The sequence below is a fragment of the Mucilaginibacter rigui genome, from assembly GCF_014773275.1.
GTDB lineage: Bacteria > Bacteroidota > Bacteroidia > Sphingobacteriales > Sphingobacteriaceae > Mucilaginibacter > Mucilaginibacter rigui_A.
Genome location: NZ_JACWMW010000007.1, coordinates 53,912 through 68,305 on the forward strand (window position 1 = coordinate 53,912; position 14,394 = coordinate 68,305).

The 14,394-nt window shown below is 44.5% G+C and carries 12 protein-coding genes; 3 read left to right on the forward strand and 9 right to left on the reverse strand.

Going from position 1 to position 14,394, the window contains the following annotated elements; all coding sequences use genetic code 11:
* Window positions 1–3 precede the first annotated feature (3 nt).
* The 3 genes from IDJ75_RS20185 to dapA all read left to right on the forward strand — a co-directional run bounded on the left by IDJ75_RS20185 (window position 4) and on the right by dapA (window position 3,105).
* Complete coding sequence (locus IDJ75_RS20185; RefSeq protein ID WP_191177472.1) at window positions 4–1,842, forward strand: UbiD family decarboxylase; 1,839 nt, start codon at window positions 4–6, stop codon at window positions 1,840–1,842.
* Window positions 1,843–2,064: 222 nt separating this feature from the next.
* Complete coding sequence (locus IDJ75_RS20190; RefSeq protein ID WP_191177473.1) at window positions 2,065–2,211, forward strand: hypothetical protein; 147 nt, start codon at window positions 2,065–2,067, stop codon at window positions 2,209–2,211.
* Window positions 2,212–2,226: 15 nt separating this feature from the next.
* Complete coding sequence (dapA, locus tag IDJ75_RS20195; RefSeq protein WP_191177474.1) at window positions 2,227–3,105, forward strand: 4-hydroxy-tetrahydrodipicolinate synthase; 879 nt, start codon at window positions 2,227–2,229, stop codon at window positions 3,103–3,105.
* Between the two features lie 172 nt (window positions 3,106–3,277).
* Here dapA and IDJ75_RS20200 read toward each other — a convergent pair whose 3' ends face one another.
* The 9 genes from IDJ75_RS20200 to murD form a co-directional block, all read right to left on the reverse strand.
* Complete coding sequence (locus IDJ75_RS20200; protein WP_191177475.1) at window positions 3,278–3,454, reverse strand: histone H1; 177 nt, start codon at window positions 3,452–3,454, stop codon at window positions 3,278–3,280.
* A 360-nt stretch (window positions 3,455–3,814) separates the two neighbouring features.
* Window positions 3,815–5,059: an aminotransferase class I/II-fold pyridoxal phosphate-dependent enzyme gene (locus IDJ75_RS20205; protein WP_191177476.1), complete on the reverse strand. Its 1,245-nt coding sequence runs from the start codon at window positions 5,057–5,059 to the stop codon at window positions 3,815–3,817.
* Window positions 5,060–5,199: 140 nt separating this feature from the next.
* Complete coding sequence (gene ftsZ / locus IDJ75_RS20210; protein ID WP_191177477.1) at window positions 5,200–6,804, reverse strand: cell division protein FtsZ; 1,605 nt, start codon at window positions 6,802–6,804, stop codon at window positions 5,200–5,202.
* A 126-nt stretch (window positions 6,805–6,930) separates the two neighbouring features.
* Complete coding sequence (ftsA, locus tag IDJ75_RS20215) at window positions 6,931–8,277, reverse strand: cell division protein FtsA (RefSeq protein ID WP_191177478.1); 1,347 nt, start codon at window positions 8,275–8,277, stop codon at window positions 6,931–6,933.
* Between the two features lie 4 nt (window positions 8,278–8,281).
* Entirely contained in the window at window positions 8,282–9,199 is a 918-nt protein-coding gene (locus IDJ75_RS20220; protein ID WP_191177479.1) for a cell division protein FtsQ/DivIB, read from the reverse strand.
* Window positions 9,192–10,547 carry a UDP-N-acetylmuramate--L-alanine ligase gene (gene murC, locus IDJ75_RS20225; RefSeq protein WP_191177480.1) on the reverse strand — a complete coding sequence of 452 codons (1,356 nt, stop codon included), beginning with the start codon at window positions 10,545–10,547 and terminating at the stop codon, window positions 9,192–9,194. The genes IDJ75_RS20220 and murC overlap by 8 nt, the downstream gene beginning before the upstream one ends.
* Window positions 10,548–10,597: 50 nt before the next feature.
* Complete coding sequence (gene murG, locus IDJ75_RS20230; RefSeq protein WP_191177481.1) at window positions 10,598–11,701, reverse strand: undecaprenyldiphospho-muramoylpentapeptide beta-N-acetylglucosaminyltransferase; 1,104 nt, start codon at window positions 11,699–11,701, stop codon at window positions 10,598–10,600.
* An 82-nt stretch (window positions 11,702–11,783) separates the two neighbouring features.
* Window positions 11,784–12,932 carry an FtsW/RodA/SpoVE family cell cycle protein gene (locus IDJ75_RS20235; protein ID WP_191177482.1) on the reverse strand — a complete coding sequence of 383 codons (1,149 nt, stop codon included), beginning with the start codon at window positions 12,930–12,932 and terminating at the stop codon, window positions 11,784–11,786.
* A 43-nt stretch (window positions 12,933–12,975) separates the two neighbouring features.
* Window positions 12,976–14,364: a UDP-N-acetylmuramoyl-L-alanine--D-glutamate ligase gene (murD, locus tag IDJ75_RS20240; RefSeq protein WP_191177483.1), complete on the reverse strand. Its 1,389-nt coding sequence runs from the start codon at window positions 14,362–14,364 to the stop codon at window positions 12,976–12,978.
* Between the last annotated feature and the right edge of the window lie 30 nt (window positions 14,365–14,394).

Sequence of the window (14,394 nt, forward strand, 5' to 3'; positions counted from 1 at the left end):
TAAATGGGATATAATAGTTTACAGGCCTGCATTACCGATCTTGAAAAGAACGGCCACCTGATACGTATTAAGGAAGAAGTTGACCCTTACCTGCAAATGGCAGCTATACATCTGCGTGTTTTTGAACACAACGGCCCTGCTATTTTATTTGAAAACGTAAAGGGCAGCAAGTTCCCGGCGGTATCAAATTTGTTTGGTACGCTGGATAGGTCGCGCTTTATTTTCAGGGATACGCTGGATAAAATAAAGACTTTAGTCGATATCAAAAACGACCCGGTAAAGGCCATTAAACATCCATTTAAGTATGCCAATACAGCCTTAACTGCACTATCGGCCCTCCCCATGAAAGTGCGTAAGGATGCACCCATAAGCTTCGGCAAAACTTTGATAAGCGAACTGCCCCAGATAGTGAACTGGCCAAAAGATGGCGGCCCGTTTGTAACCATGCCGCAAGTTTATACCGAGGATGCCGATATGCCCGGCATTATGAATGCCAACCTGGGTATGTACCGTATCCAACTGGGAGGGAATGATTACATACAGGATAAAGAAATTGGCTTGCACTACCAACTACACCGTGGGATAGGTGTACACCAAACCAAGGCCAATGCAAAAGGGCAGCCCTTAAAAGTAAGCATATTTGTAGGCGGCCCGCCCGCGCACCCGGTGGCTGCTGTGATGCCTTTACCCGAAGGCCTTTCTGAAATGACCTTTGGCGGTGCTTTGGGTAACCGCCGTTTCCGTTATTTTTATGATAATGAAGGGTTCTGTATTTCTGCAGATGCCGATTTTGTGATAACCGGCACTGTTATGCCAATGGAGAACAAATCCGAAGGGCCTTTTGGTGATCATTTGGGTTATTACAGTTTGGCGCACCCGTTCCCGCTAATGAAGGTACATAACGTGTATCATAAAAAGGATGCGATTTGGTCGTTCACCGTGGTGGGCCGCCCACCGCAGGAGGATACCAGCTTTGGCGCGCTCATCCATGAGATAACCGGCAACGCTATCCCTAAAGAAATCCCCGGACTGCATGCCGTTAACGCGGTTGATGCTGCCGGTGTACACCCGCTGTTGTTTGCTATTGGCAGCGAGCGCTACACGCCTTATGTTAAGGAACGGTACCCGCAGGAGATCATTACCATTGCCAACCATATTTTGGGCAAGGGCCAATTAAGCCTGGCCAAATACCTGTTTATTGCCGCTAAAGAGGATAACCCAAGTTTGGATGTAAACGATATAGGCAGTTTCCTGAAACATATCCTGCAGCGTATCGACCTGACCCGCGACCTGCATTTTCATACCCGCACCACTATAGACACACTCGATTATAGCGGCGACGGTCTGAACAGCGGTAGCAAGGTGGCTATTACCGTAGCCGGCGATATTAAGCGCGAACTTTGGAACGAATTACCATCATCATTCGCGCTGCCGCAGCCTGTTAACCATTACAAAATAGTTATGCCGGGTGTGCTTGCGGTTGAAGTACCCAAAAACATCCGCGCCAGCGATATGGACCTGGTGCTGGAAATATTACAAGAAACTTTAGGCGAAGCAGAAACAAGCGGACTGCCCTTGATTGTGCTTTGTGATGATGCAGCCTTCACCGCGCAAAACCTGAATAACTTTGTATGGGTAACCTTTACCCGCAGCAACCCAAGCCATGATATTTACGGCATCAATAGCTTTACCGAGCATAAGCACTGGGGCTGCAAGGGCCCGCTGATCATAGACGCACGTATAAAACCCCACCATGCGCCCGTGCTGGAACGCGACCCGACAGTTGAAAAGCTGGTGGATAAGATGGGGGAAAAGGGTGGTGTGTTACATGGGATTATATAGCGATTGTCATGGTTAGCCTGTCGAACCATTAGCCGACTGTACAGGTCTTCGACAAGCTCAGACTGACAAACTTTTTATCGCTGCCGCGAGTTTAGCGCAGCGTAACTCGTGGTGGGCATATGGCAAGCTTTCAGCTTGCGTCAGCTGAAAGCTGACCTTGGTGCACGTCACGAGCTGAAAGCTCGCGACAGCAAATCCTTCCCTTTTGTTATCCTGAACGTAGTGAAGAATCTAATCGCCGACCTGCATATCCGGCTTGCAATGTTCGCTAATAGATCCTTCGCTATCGCTCAGGATGACAAAGTTGGCACATCCGCACATCTGCATATCCGCACATCTGCACATTTTACTATCTTAGCAGCCTTATAATATATTTTCACGCACATGAACAAATTTCACGGAACAGGAGTTGCGATGGTCACTCCTTTTCAGGCAGACGGACAGGTAGACTATGATGCTTTACAAAAGCTGATAGATCACCTGATTGATGGCGGGGTAGAATACCTGGTATCACTTGGTACAACCGGCGAAAGCGCCACATTAAGTAAGGAAGAGAAGAAGCAGATCTTTGCCTTTACTGCCAAGGCCGTGAATAAGCGTGTGTTATTGGTTGCCGGCATTGCAGGTAACAACACCCTGGAAACTGCTGCCGAAATGAAAGCATTTGACACAACGGGTTACGATGCCATACTTTCGGCAAGTCCGCATTATAATAAACCAACACAGGAGGGTATTTACCAACATTACAAGGCACTGGCCGAAGCTGCGCCGCTTCCGATAATATTATATAACGTACCAAGCCGCACAGGCAGCAGCGTTAGCGCTGAAACTACGGTAAGGCTGGCTACTGATTTTAAGAACATCATCGGGATAAAAGAGGCTTCGGGTAATTTTGAGCTGCTTAATCAACTGCTGCGCGATAAACCGGAAGATTTCCTGGTAATATCAGGCGATGACCCGATTAGCTTACAAATGATAGCCATGGGTGGTGTAGGCGTAATATCTGTAGTGGGTAACGCATTGCCAAAGCAATTTTCTGATATGATAAGAAAATGCCTTAAAGGCGATTTTAAAGGTGCACAACCTGCGCATTACAGCATGATAGAGTTTACCCGCCTGATGTTTGCCGAAGGCAGCCCCGCCGGTGTAAAAGCCGCTTTAAAGCAACTGGGCGTTTGCGGCGACACTATACGTTTACCATTGGTAAATATTAGCGCAGATGCTGTAGAGAAGATAAAGAATCAGATTGGATTGATAGGGTAAGCCCCAAAATTGCTTGTCATGGTGAGCTTGTCGAACCATTAATGGGCTATTGCCTTTGCGCGCGTCCTTCGACAAGCTCAGGATGACCCAACGATAAGCACCACCAATAAAAAATGCGGGTAGCCATGGCTACCCGCATTTTTTATTTAAAGTAAAATAACCTTTCGACTATTTACGCTTTGTTTTTCGACTCCTGAACTTCAAGACGGATTGACTGCGCTAAGTTTTTTAGGTCTTGCATACCTTTACGAACACGCGTACCAGCAGCGCTGTTACCTTTGTTATAAAATTTGTCGGCATCAGCTTCAAGTGATGCAATCAGTTCTTTTACTTCAGTAAATTTTTTCATTGTGAATACTCCTTTAATTTTTGAGGTTTATTGTTTTAATTAAAGCTAATCTAAAGTGTTTTTTTTTAATAAAAAACTTTTAGAAGATAAAAATAGTGCCTCTAAATGGGTTTTTTTCCACATTTTACACTCATGGAGAGTCTAAAAACCTGCTGCTTTTCTAACCTTTGAATTTGCTGTAAAACATCACAGCATTGTAATTTTTATCAATTTATTGTGTAAGGGGCAATATTTTTATTCTTCGTTTAAATAATTGCCACAATTGTTATTAAAAGCGTATTAATCAGGCCTTTCATTAAAAATCAAAAAGCCCTGCAAAAATTATGCGTGCTTGAACATTATTAGCAAGTTATCTTTATATTATGCTATAGCCATTTTATTCACTTTGTATTCTCCCTGGTTTAACCTGTCAGAAACTGCGCTAAAGGCATTTAGTGTGTGTTGCACATCATCAAGTGTGTGCAGGGCTGTTGGTATAAGGCGCAGCATAATTAATCCTTTAGGAATTACCGGATATACTACAATAGAGCAAAAGATGCCGTGCTTTTCCCGCAGTTCCATGGTGAGGCTTGTAGCCTCCGTAAGGTCGCCTTTTAAAAATACCGGGGTAACCATTGTATTGGTAACGCCAATATCAAACCCCTGTTCAACCAAGCCATTCTGCAGGGAACGGGCAACAATCCAAAGGTTCTCACGCAATTGCGGGTTTGTTTTAAGCAATTCAAACCGTTTTTTTAAGCCTATTACCATTGGCATAGGCAGCGCCTTAGCAAATGTTTGCGAGCGCATATTATAACGCAAATAGCTGATTATACCGGCATCGGCAGCAATAAAAGCCCCTATACCTGCCATTGATTTGGCGAAGGTGCCAAAGTAAAGGTCAACGCCATCCACACAGTCCTGCGCCTCGTGCGTACCCGATCCTTTAAGCCCCATGGTACCAAAGCCATGGGCATCATCAACCAGCAGCCGAAATTTGTATTTATCCTTCAGGTTGATGATCTCTTTTAGCTTACCCTGTGCGCCCGACATGCCAAAAACGCCTTCGGTAATAACCAGTATGCCTCCGCCGGTTTGCTCAACCATACGCTGGGCGCGTTCCAGTTGCTTTTCAAAGCTTTCTATATCATTATGTTTATAAACAAAGCGCTTGCCCATGTGCAGGCGTACGCCATCAACAATGCAGGCGTGCGATTCGGCATCGTAAATAATTACGTCGTTGCGGTCAACCAGTGCATCTATGATAGATACCATCCCCTGATAGCCGTAATTAAGCAGGAAAGCAGCCTCTTTGCCAACAAATTCGGCAAGGCTATCTTCCAGTTCCTCATGGTGTTTGGTATTGCCCGACATCATCCTGGCGCCCATTGGGTAAGCCATGCCATAATCGGCAGCTGCCAGCGCGTCGGCTTCACGCACTTCGGGGTGATTGGCCAGACCAAGGTAATTGTTAAGGCTCCAAACCAAATGGCTTTTACCTTTAAACATCATGTGCGGGTGTATCTCGCCTTCCAAGTGTGGAAAGGAGAAATAGCCATGTGACCACTTTTGGTGCTGCCCGATAGGGCCGCCCATATTTTTGTTTATCTTATCAAACAGATCCAAAATGTATATTCTTAGTATAAATGTTGTGCAAATATAACCCTTAGCAAAGTGCGGCCCTAAACTTTATCAATTATGATATAGTTATAACAAAAAAGCCCCTGCATTGTTGCGAGGGGCCTTGTATTTGGGTTTACAATCAATTAGTCAACGTTATCGTGCAAAAAAGAGTTGTTGTTCCTGATCTCTGTTTTGCCATCGCTATCCGGCAGTAAAGAGAACCGCGATACCTGGCTTTCGTCAGACGCGGGGGTTTGCTGCAAGGCAATTTCTTTACGTTTATAAGCAGGGATATTCTCCAGCTCCTGAATGTTACCGTTGCGCAGTTTCATGCTCAGGTCTTTTAAACGCATAATGCGCTCGCGCGATTTACGCAGTTGCTCTTCTATTGATTCATCTGTTTTATTATCGTCGGCATTAACAACCTCAGGTTCAGGCTCCGGCTCAGGTGCCCTTACTTCGGCAACGGCCGGTTCAAAGTTCATCACGGTTTCGGTAACCTTAAAAGTAAAGTCAGATGGCTCGTTTTCCTCAACAGATGGGGCCTCTTCGTTCAGGTCGTACCTGATGATATTTTTATCAGCTGCGTCCTGCTCTTCGGCGCGGGCAAACAGGTCAAATAAACCGGTTTGTTTTGGCTCGTCCTTCAGTTTCATATATGGGCTGGCATCCATCTCGGCATCAGCTTTAACCGGGGTAATAAATTCATTTACCGGTTTTACCAATGGCTCGTTCTCTGGCACCAGCATTGATACCACTTTTTTGTTACTGTTCTCTTTTTCGCGCTCGTCTTTAGTTTGGAAACCTGTAGCTATGATAGTTACAGATAGTTTTTCGCCAAGGTTTTCATCAACGCAGTTACCCCATATCAGGTCGGCAGCTAAACCGGCTTCTTCCTGTATATAATCGGTAATAATGCTCACCTCATCCATCGTAACCTCTTTAAGGCCCGAGCTTATGTTCAGCAGGATGTAACGTGCACCTTCAATTTCATTATCCTTCAACAATGGAGATGACAAAGCACCTTCCACCGCTTTTAAAGCACGATTTTCGCCTTCAGCAGTACTGCTACCCATAATGGATACACCACTGTCTTTCATTACCGTACGCACATCCTTAAAGTCGACGTTTATATAACCCGGCAGTGTAATGATCTCAGCAATACCTTTTGCAGCTGTAGTTAAAATATCATCGGCCTGGCCAAAAGCCGAGCTCATGGTTAGGTTGCCAAATATCTGACGCAGCCTGTCGTTTGAGATCACCAGGAAAGAATCTACATATTTTTTCAACTCTTCCATACCCGCATCGGCCTGCATTTTACGGCGTTTGCCTTCAAATGAGAAAGGTGTGGTGATAATACCTACGGTAAGGATATCAAGTTCGCGTGCGGCTTTGGCAATAATAGGGCTTGCGCCTGTACCGGTACCACCACCCATACCTGCGGTAATGAACAGCATTTTGGTGTTAGAGCCAAGCATCTGCTTAATATCGTCGATATTCTCGATCGCCGAATTTTTACCTACCTCGGGGATAGAGCCTGCACCCATACCTTCGGTTAAACTTGCGCCTAACTGTACTTTATTGGGGATAGGGCTTAACTCAAGCGCCTGTGCATCGGTGTTACAAATAATGAAATCAACACCGGTGATCCCTTGCCTGTACATATGGTTTACTGCGTTACCGCCGCCACCGCCAACACCAATTACTTTGATGATAGACGATTTTTCCTTTAACATCTCAAACTGCATAATCCTTATTTTCAGCTATATGTATTCTGATGAATAGATAGTTTTTCTTAATGTAATAATAACGCTTTTTCCACAAGCTTTTTCCACAAATGTGCACAATGTGGAAAAGTTAGCAGATGTGAATAATTATTTCAAAAAGTCCTCATCTTTGATATCATCCTTAATAAATTTCTTACCCGATTCCAGTATTTTACCCAATAAACCAAATTTGCGGTCGTCGGTGTATTTAACTTTTTCTGCTTTAACCGCTGCGGCAGGTGTTTGTACAACATCGTTATACTCCATTTTTTGGATACCTTTTATCAAAAGGCCTATACCTGTTGCAAATGTTGGGCTTTGCAGGTCTTCGTATATATTTTTCGGCAAAAACTCGTTTTTGGCCAAATGCTCGTTAGGGTAACCCACGCGGCAATCTAAACCGGTTACGTATTCTATTAACTGGGTTAGGTGCTTTAACTGCGCACCGCCACCGGTTACCACAATACCTGCAATAAGTTTCTTTTCGTAGCCGGATGATTTGATCTCGTAGTACACATGTTCTACAATTTCTTCCATCCGCGCCTGGATCACAAAAGCAAGGTTTTTAACTGAGATCTCTTTTGGTTCGCGGCCTCGCAAGCCCGGTACGCAAACTATTTCGTTCTCTTTGTTTTCTTCTGCCAAAGCAGATCCGAACCTTACTTTCAGTTGCTCGGCAATGTTACGCATTACGGAACAACCCTCACGGATATCCTCTGTTACGCTATTACCACCAAACGGGATAACCGCTGTATGGCGGATGATACCTTCGTGGAATATGGCCACATCTGTTGTACCACCACCTATATCTACTAAAACCACACCGGCTTCTTTTTCCTCGTCGCTCAACACAGATTCCGACGATGCTAAAGGCTCCAGTATCAATTCCTGGCTTTCCAGCTGGGCTTTGTTAACGCATTTTACAATGTTTTTTATAGCGGTTACCTGGCCGGATATAATGTGGAAGTTTGCTTCCAAACGCACGCCTGCCATACCGATCGGGTCTTTTACACCCGGCTCGTTATCTACCGTAAACTCCTGTGGTAATACGTGAATGATTTCCTCGCCCGGAGGCATCACCAGGTTGTACATATCTTCAACCAGCTTATCAATATCCTTGCGGCTTATTTCGGAGCTTAGGTCTTTACGGGTAATTAAACCACGATGCTGCAAGCTTTTTATATGCTGACCGGCTATCCCTACGTTCACTATCCTGATCTCGACGTTTGACTGCGTACCCGCAATATCAACCGCTGCTGTGATACCCTGTACGGTTTTATCAATATTTGATACCATACCACGCGTAACCCCTGCCGACTCGGCTTTACCTATACCCAATACCTCTATTTTGCCGTTTTTGCTCCTGCGGCCAACTATCGCGCAAATTTTAGTGGTTCCAATATCAAGGCCTACTACAATTGGCGAACTCTTTTCTTGTGTTGAACTTTTGTCCATATACTTAGTTTTTAATAGATGTCTTCTCTTTTGTGTCTTCTAATACCGGCATGGCATCACTCTTAACCGTGGTATCCCGTTTAAGCTCCGCGCGTTTTAATGAATCGGCCATAAACTGTTTATGCCGTTTGATAGAGTCGAGCAAGGTTTCGTTTCTTACCCCCACCACCTGGTTCATATATTTAATGTTGATCAGTTTATAAGCATCCCACCCAACCAAAGGCAATGCCTGCTTATAAAATACTTTTAAGTTGTTAAACTTTGTTGCCAGTGAATCGGCATTACCCAGCAGTATACGCTGGTTACCTACGCGCGGCACAAGTTCTATCTCATGATCCTGGTTGATGTACAGTTGTGCTATCTGCGCATCCCAAAGCGAATCTTTTCGGATAAAATCGGCCGTTTTAAAGATATCTTTTGCCAAAGCCGTATGTAACGAATCTACCTTGTTGGCAAAAAGCTCATCTATGTAACCATTAACCGCTAATACACGTGCTGTAAAATTTTGCGATAGCGGCATCTTCAAACCGTGCTCATCCACGTAAAAGTCCTGGTCGAACCGGTTCATGATCCGCAGGATAGGCTGGCGCTGGCTTACCTCAACCTGTAGTACACCGTCCATATCCATATATACCGTGGCAAACTCCACAAATGGATTTATCTTCAATTTGTTCTCCAGCGCGTGTATATCAATATTCTCAATCCGGCTGCCTATCAGCGTATGGCTGGTAGTTTGGAGGATATTATCAACCTCCTGCCTATCTATAAAATACTGGTTGCCGGGTATAAAAACATTCACCTTTTTACAAACCAGCTCGGCCTTTTTCACCTCAATAAAACTCATAAGCACCACCAGGCCTGCCAGGCTAATAAGCCAGCCAAAAGCAATAAGCAGCGGTTTCCATATGCGTTTCTTAAACATTTTGCAACACCTGTTTTAATGGTAAAACCAATGTATCTATATCGCCCGCGCCTACGGTTAAAAGCAATTCGGGCATCTCGTTTTGTACTATGTCAATGCTTTCCTGCTTACCACATTTGCGTTTGTTGGCCATGTGCATTTTCTCTAATATCATTTCGCTATCTACCCCTTCAATAGGCAGTTCGCGGGCCGGGTAAATATCCAGCATCAGTAATTCATCGGCCATATCAAGCACCTCGGCAAAGCCATCGGCAAAATCGCGGGTGCGGGTAAATAAATGCGGTTGAAAAATAACCGTCAGCTTTTTATTTGGATACAGCCTTTTTACTGAGGTTATGGCCGCTCTTAACTCTTCGGGGTGGTGTGCGTAATCATCAATATAAATGTGATTGTCGTTTTTTACGATGTATTCGAATCGGCGTTTAACCCCTTTAAAAGAACCCAGTGCCTCGTGTATGGCATCGGCAGAAACCTCTACATGCAGGGCTGCTTCAATAGCCGCAACAGCATTTTCTATATTATGCAAACCGGCAATACCCATTTTTATATTGGGAATGCTGGTTTTACCATCGTTAAAGTCAAAGTAAAAGTTACCCTCTTCTATCCGCACATTGGTTGCACTAGCCTGCGCCTGCTCGTTCATCGCATAAGTGAGGCCATCGCCAAGGGGCAGACCCTTATGGTAAATAAGTGTACCGCCCTGCTTTAGCTGCGAGGCAAAAAGCTTAAACGATTCTTCCAGTTGGGAATGATCGCCGTAAATATCCAGGTGATCGGCATCCATGGATGTGATGATGGCGATATCCGGGTGCAGTGTAAGGAACGAACGGTCGTACTCGTCGGCCTCAACCACCATAATGTTATTATCGCCATAAAGCACATTGGTTTGGTAGTTAGATGATATACCACCCAAAAACGCCGAGCAATTATTACCCGAATCTTTGAGGATATGCGCTATCATGCACGAGGTAGTAGTTTTACCATGCGTACCGGCAACAGCAATAGTGTACATGCTTTTACTGATGATACCCAATACCTGCGAACGCTTGTAAAGATCGAACCCCTTACGGCGGAAATAGTTCAGGATCTCGGAATCTTTTGGAATAGCAGGAGTATAAATGATCAATGTGCCTTCATCATTATTCTGGAAGCTCATCGGGATCCAGTCCTGCCTGTCTTCAAACACCACGCAGATGCCTTCGTTATGCAGGTCATCGGTTAGTGGTGTGTGGGTTTTATCATATCCGCAAACAACACAGCCTAAATGATGGAAATAGCGTGCAAGGCCACTCATGCCTATACCGCCAATGCCTACCAGGTAAACTCTTTTTATGTTGTTTAATTCCATTTTCTGTTTCAAAAAAGGCTATCCCCCTGCTATACAGGAGGATTAGCCATCTAATTGTTGTTTGTTATTTGGATAACCTCTTTTGCAATAACGTCATCGGCATTGGGCAGGGCCAGTTTGCCAATGTTATTGCTTAATGTTTTTTGTAAATCATTATCTTTTAAAAGTGCAAGCACTTTATCTACCAGTTTTGCCTCGGCGTCTCTGTCGGCCACAAACACAGCGGCATTTTCCTGTACCAGCGCCAGCGCATTTTTTGTTTGGTGGTCTTCGGCCACGTTTGGCGATGGCACCAATATCACCGGTTTTTTGATCACGCAAAGCTCAGCTATGGTACCTGCCCCCGCTCGTGATATGATCACATCGGCTGCGGCATAAGCCAGGTCCATACGGTTTAAAAACTCCACTACGCAAACATCAGGATGGTAATCAATGCCTAATTGCTCTACTATTGCTTTATAATAGAACTTACCTGTTTGCCATATCACCTGCACATCCGCAGCCACCAGCTTTTCGATGCCTGCCAGTATACTGCTATTTAACGTACGCGCACCAAGGCTGCCACCGGTTATCAGCACCGTTTTTTTGAACGATGACAGTTTATACAACTCCAGCGCCTGCATGTGTTTGCCGGCAATATTCACCGAATCTTTACGGATAGGGTTACCGGTTTTGATGATCTTATCGAACGGGAAAAATTTCTCCATCCCATCAAACGCAACGCAGATCTTTTTTGCTTTGGCGCCCAACCATTTGTTGGTGATACCTGCATAGGAGTTTTGTTCCTGTATCAGCGTTGGTATACCCTTTAACGATGCTGCATATAACAACGGACCTGATGCATAACCACCTACGCCAACCGCAGCATCGGGCTTAAAATCTTTTATAATTTTAATGGCCTTGCGCACACTGTTTAGCAGCTTAACCGGGAACATCACATTTTTCCAGACGGATTTACGCTGGATGCCCTGTATATCTAACCCTATTATTTTATAACCTGCCGCCGGAACCTTTTCCATTTCCATACGCCCACTGGCACCAACAAACAATATCTCTGTATCCGGATCAAGCTTTTTCAAAGCATTGGCAATAGCAATAGCCGGGAAGATATGCCCTCCTGTACCGCCGCCGCTTATGATGATCCTTTTTGCCATTCTTTTTAAAAACTCTAAATCTTAAACTCTAAATTCTAAATAGCTGCATATTTAAATCCGAAATCAAAAAATCGAAATTTATCTAATTCGCTACACTTATTTCGCCTACTACAACCTTTTTCGGTTCATCTATATCCCGGCTAACCGATAGTATGATACCAAACGCCACACTTGTAAATAATATGGATGTACCACCCATACTTACCAGCGGCAATGGCACACCTGTTACCGGCCCTAACCCTACTGCTACCGCCATGTTGGCAAATGCCTGTATGGTTAGGCTAAAGCTTAGCCCTGCGGCCAGCAGAGCCCCAAAGGCCTTGGGCGCTTTGGTTACAATTTTTATACACCGGTATAACAGGAACAGGTAAATCGCTATCAATATCACCCCACCAAATAGGCCGTACTCTTCTATAATGGTCGAGTAAACAAAATCCGAATACGGGTGCGGTAATATGTTTCGCTCGGTACTGTTGCCCGGTCCTTTACCAAAAAATCCGCCTGTTGCTATAGCTATTTTTGAATGGTCGGCCTGGAACGATTTATCCGGGTCGGCCTTATCAGGATGCATAAACGTGTTTATACGGGTTAGGTACATGTGGCGGCGCGGGCCTAACAACATAATACCTGCCAGCAACACTACACCTGCAACACAAACTACCGCTATTTGTTTAACACTTATACGCCCCATAATAAGCAGTAAAATACTTACACCAAACAGCATTAAAGCGGTTGAAAGATTTGCCCAGGCTATTAATGCAAACACCACACAAACCGAGCCCATAATTGGGATAAAGGAGTTTTTTACATCTTTTATATTCTCCTGCTTGCGCGATAGCGTACGTGCCAGGTAGGTTATTAATGCCAGCTTTGCCAAATCGGATGTCTGGAAGGTTAACCCTGTTCCGGGGATGGCTATCCAGCGGCTGGCCTCATTGATGTGGCTACCAAAAAGCAAAGTATATAACAGTAACGGGATGGTGATCACCATCAGTATTTTTGAGATACCTGCATAATACCGATAATCTAACAGGTGCGAAAAATACATCAGCGCAATACCCCCTATTATCATAAACAGATGCTTCATCAATATCAGTTCTGCCGCTTTACCCTGTTTATAGGCAAGCGTCCCCGTTGAGCTATATACAGCAAGTAATGACAGCACAGACAGCAGTATGACGATAAGCCATATCCAGCGGTCCCCTTTTACGTTACTGAGTATCTGATTCATATTATTTTTTGCGATTACACTGATTATGCAATTTCACCGATTATTATAGTTCTTTAACTGCGTCTTTGAATTGACGACCGCGATCCTCATAATTCTTAAACAAGTCAAAACTTGCGCAGGCAGGCGATAACAATACCGTATCTCCCTTTTCGGCCAAATGATAAGCCACCTGTGCTGCCTCTGCGGCGGATGCGGTGTTCACTATCACTTCTACATCATCCTCAAAAGCATCGTGGATACGCTTGTTATCTTTACCTAAACAAACTATGGCTTTTACCTTTTGCTTAACTAATTGTTTAAGCATACTGTAGTCATTACCCTTATCAACACCGCCCAATATTAAAACAACATCAGTTGTCATACTCTCCAGCGCGTACCAGGTGGAGTTTACATTGGTGGCCTTAGAATCGTTGATGAAACTAATGCCCGATATTTTACCCACCAACTCCAGCCTGTGTTCAATATTCCGGAAGTTACCCATACTCTCCCGCATCGTTTCGTTGCGTAACTCAAGCACTTTGGCTACGATACCCGAAGCCATAGAATTGTAGATGTTGTGCTTTCCCTGTAGGGCCAGTTCGTTTATTGACATTTGAAAATGTTGTTGGTGTACGTTTATAATTAGGTTATCCTGATCGAGGTATGCTCCCTCGCCAATCTTCTTTTGTATAGAGAATGGCAACTGCTGTGCTGCTATCTCTTTCCCTTCCATTACTTTTATTGTTTCGGTATCATCCGCACAATAAATAAAATGGTCGGTGCCGATTTGGTTCTGCGTTATCCTGAATTTGGATGCTGCGTAATTCTCCAGCTTGTATTCGTAACGGTCAAGGTGATCTGGGGTGATGTTTAAAAGCACCGCTATATCCGCCCTGAATTTGTACATACTATCCAGCATAAAGCTGCTTATCTCCAGCACGTAGTATTCAAATTTTTCGGTAGCTACCTGGTAGGCAAAGCTTTTACCAATATTACCGGCAAGGCCTACATTTAAGCCCCCGTTTTTAAGAATATGATAAGTAAGGCTGGCGGTTGTTGTTTTACCGTTTGAACCTGTTATGCATATCATTTTAGCATCGGTATAGCGGCCAGCAAACTCGATCTCGGATATCACCGGGATATTATTTGCCACCAGTGTTTTTACTATCGGCGCCTTATCGGGTATACCCGGGCTTTTTATTACCTCGGCAGCTTTTAATATTTCACCTTCGGTATGGCCATTCTCTTCAAACCTTACGTTCCAGGCTTTCAGTTGTTGTTTGTAATGATCGGCAATCGGCCCAAAGTCCGACACGAACACATCATATCCCTGTTTCAGTGCAAGATATGCCGCCCCAACGCCGCTTTCGCCGGCGCCAAGTATAGCAAGCCTTACCCCTCCCGTCCCCTGAAGGGGAAGCTTTTGATTGGGTATGTTATTAGATGTATTCACTATTCTTTGCCTTGTGTCTTGATTCTTATC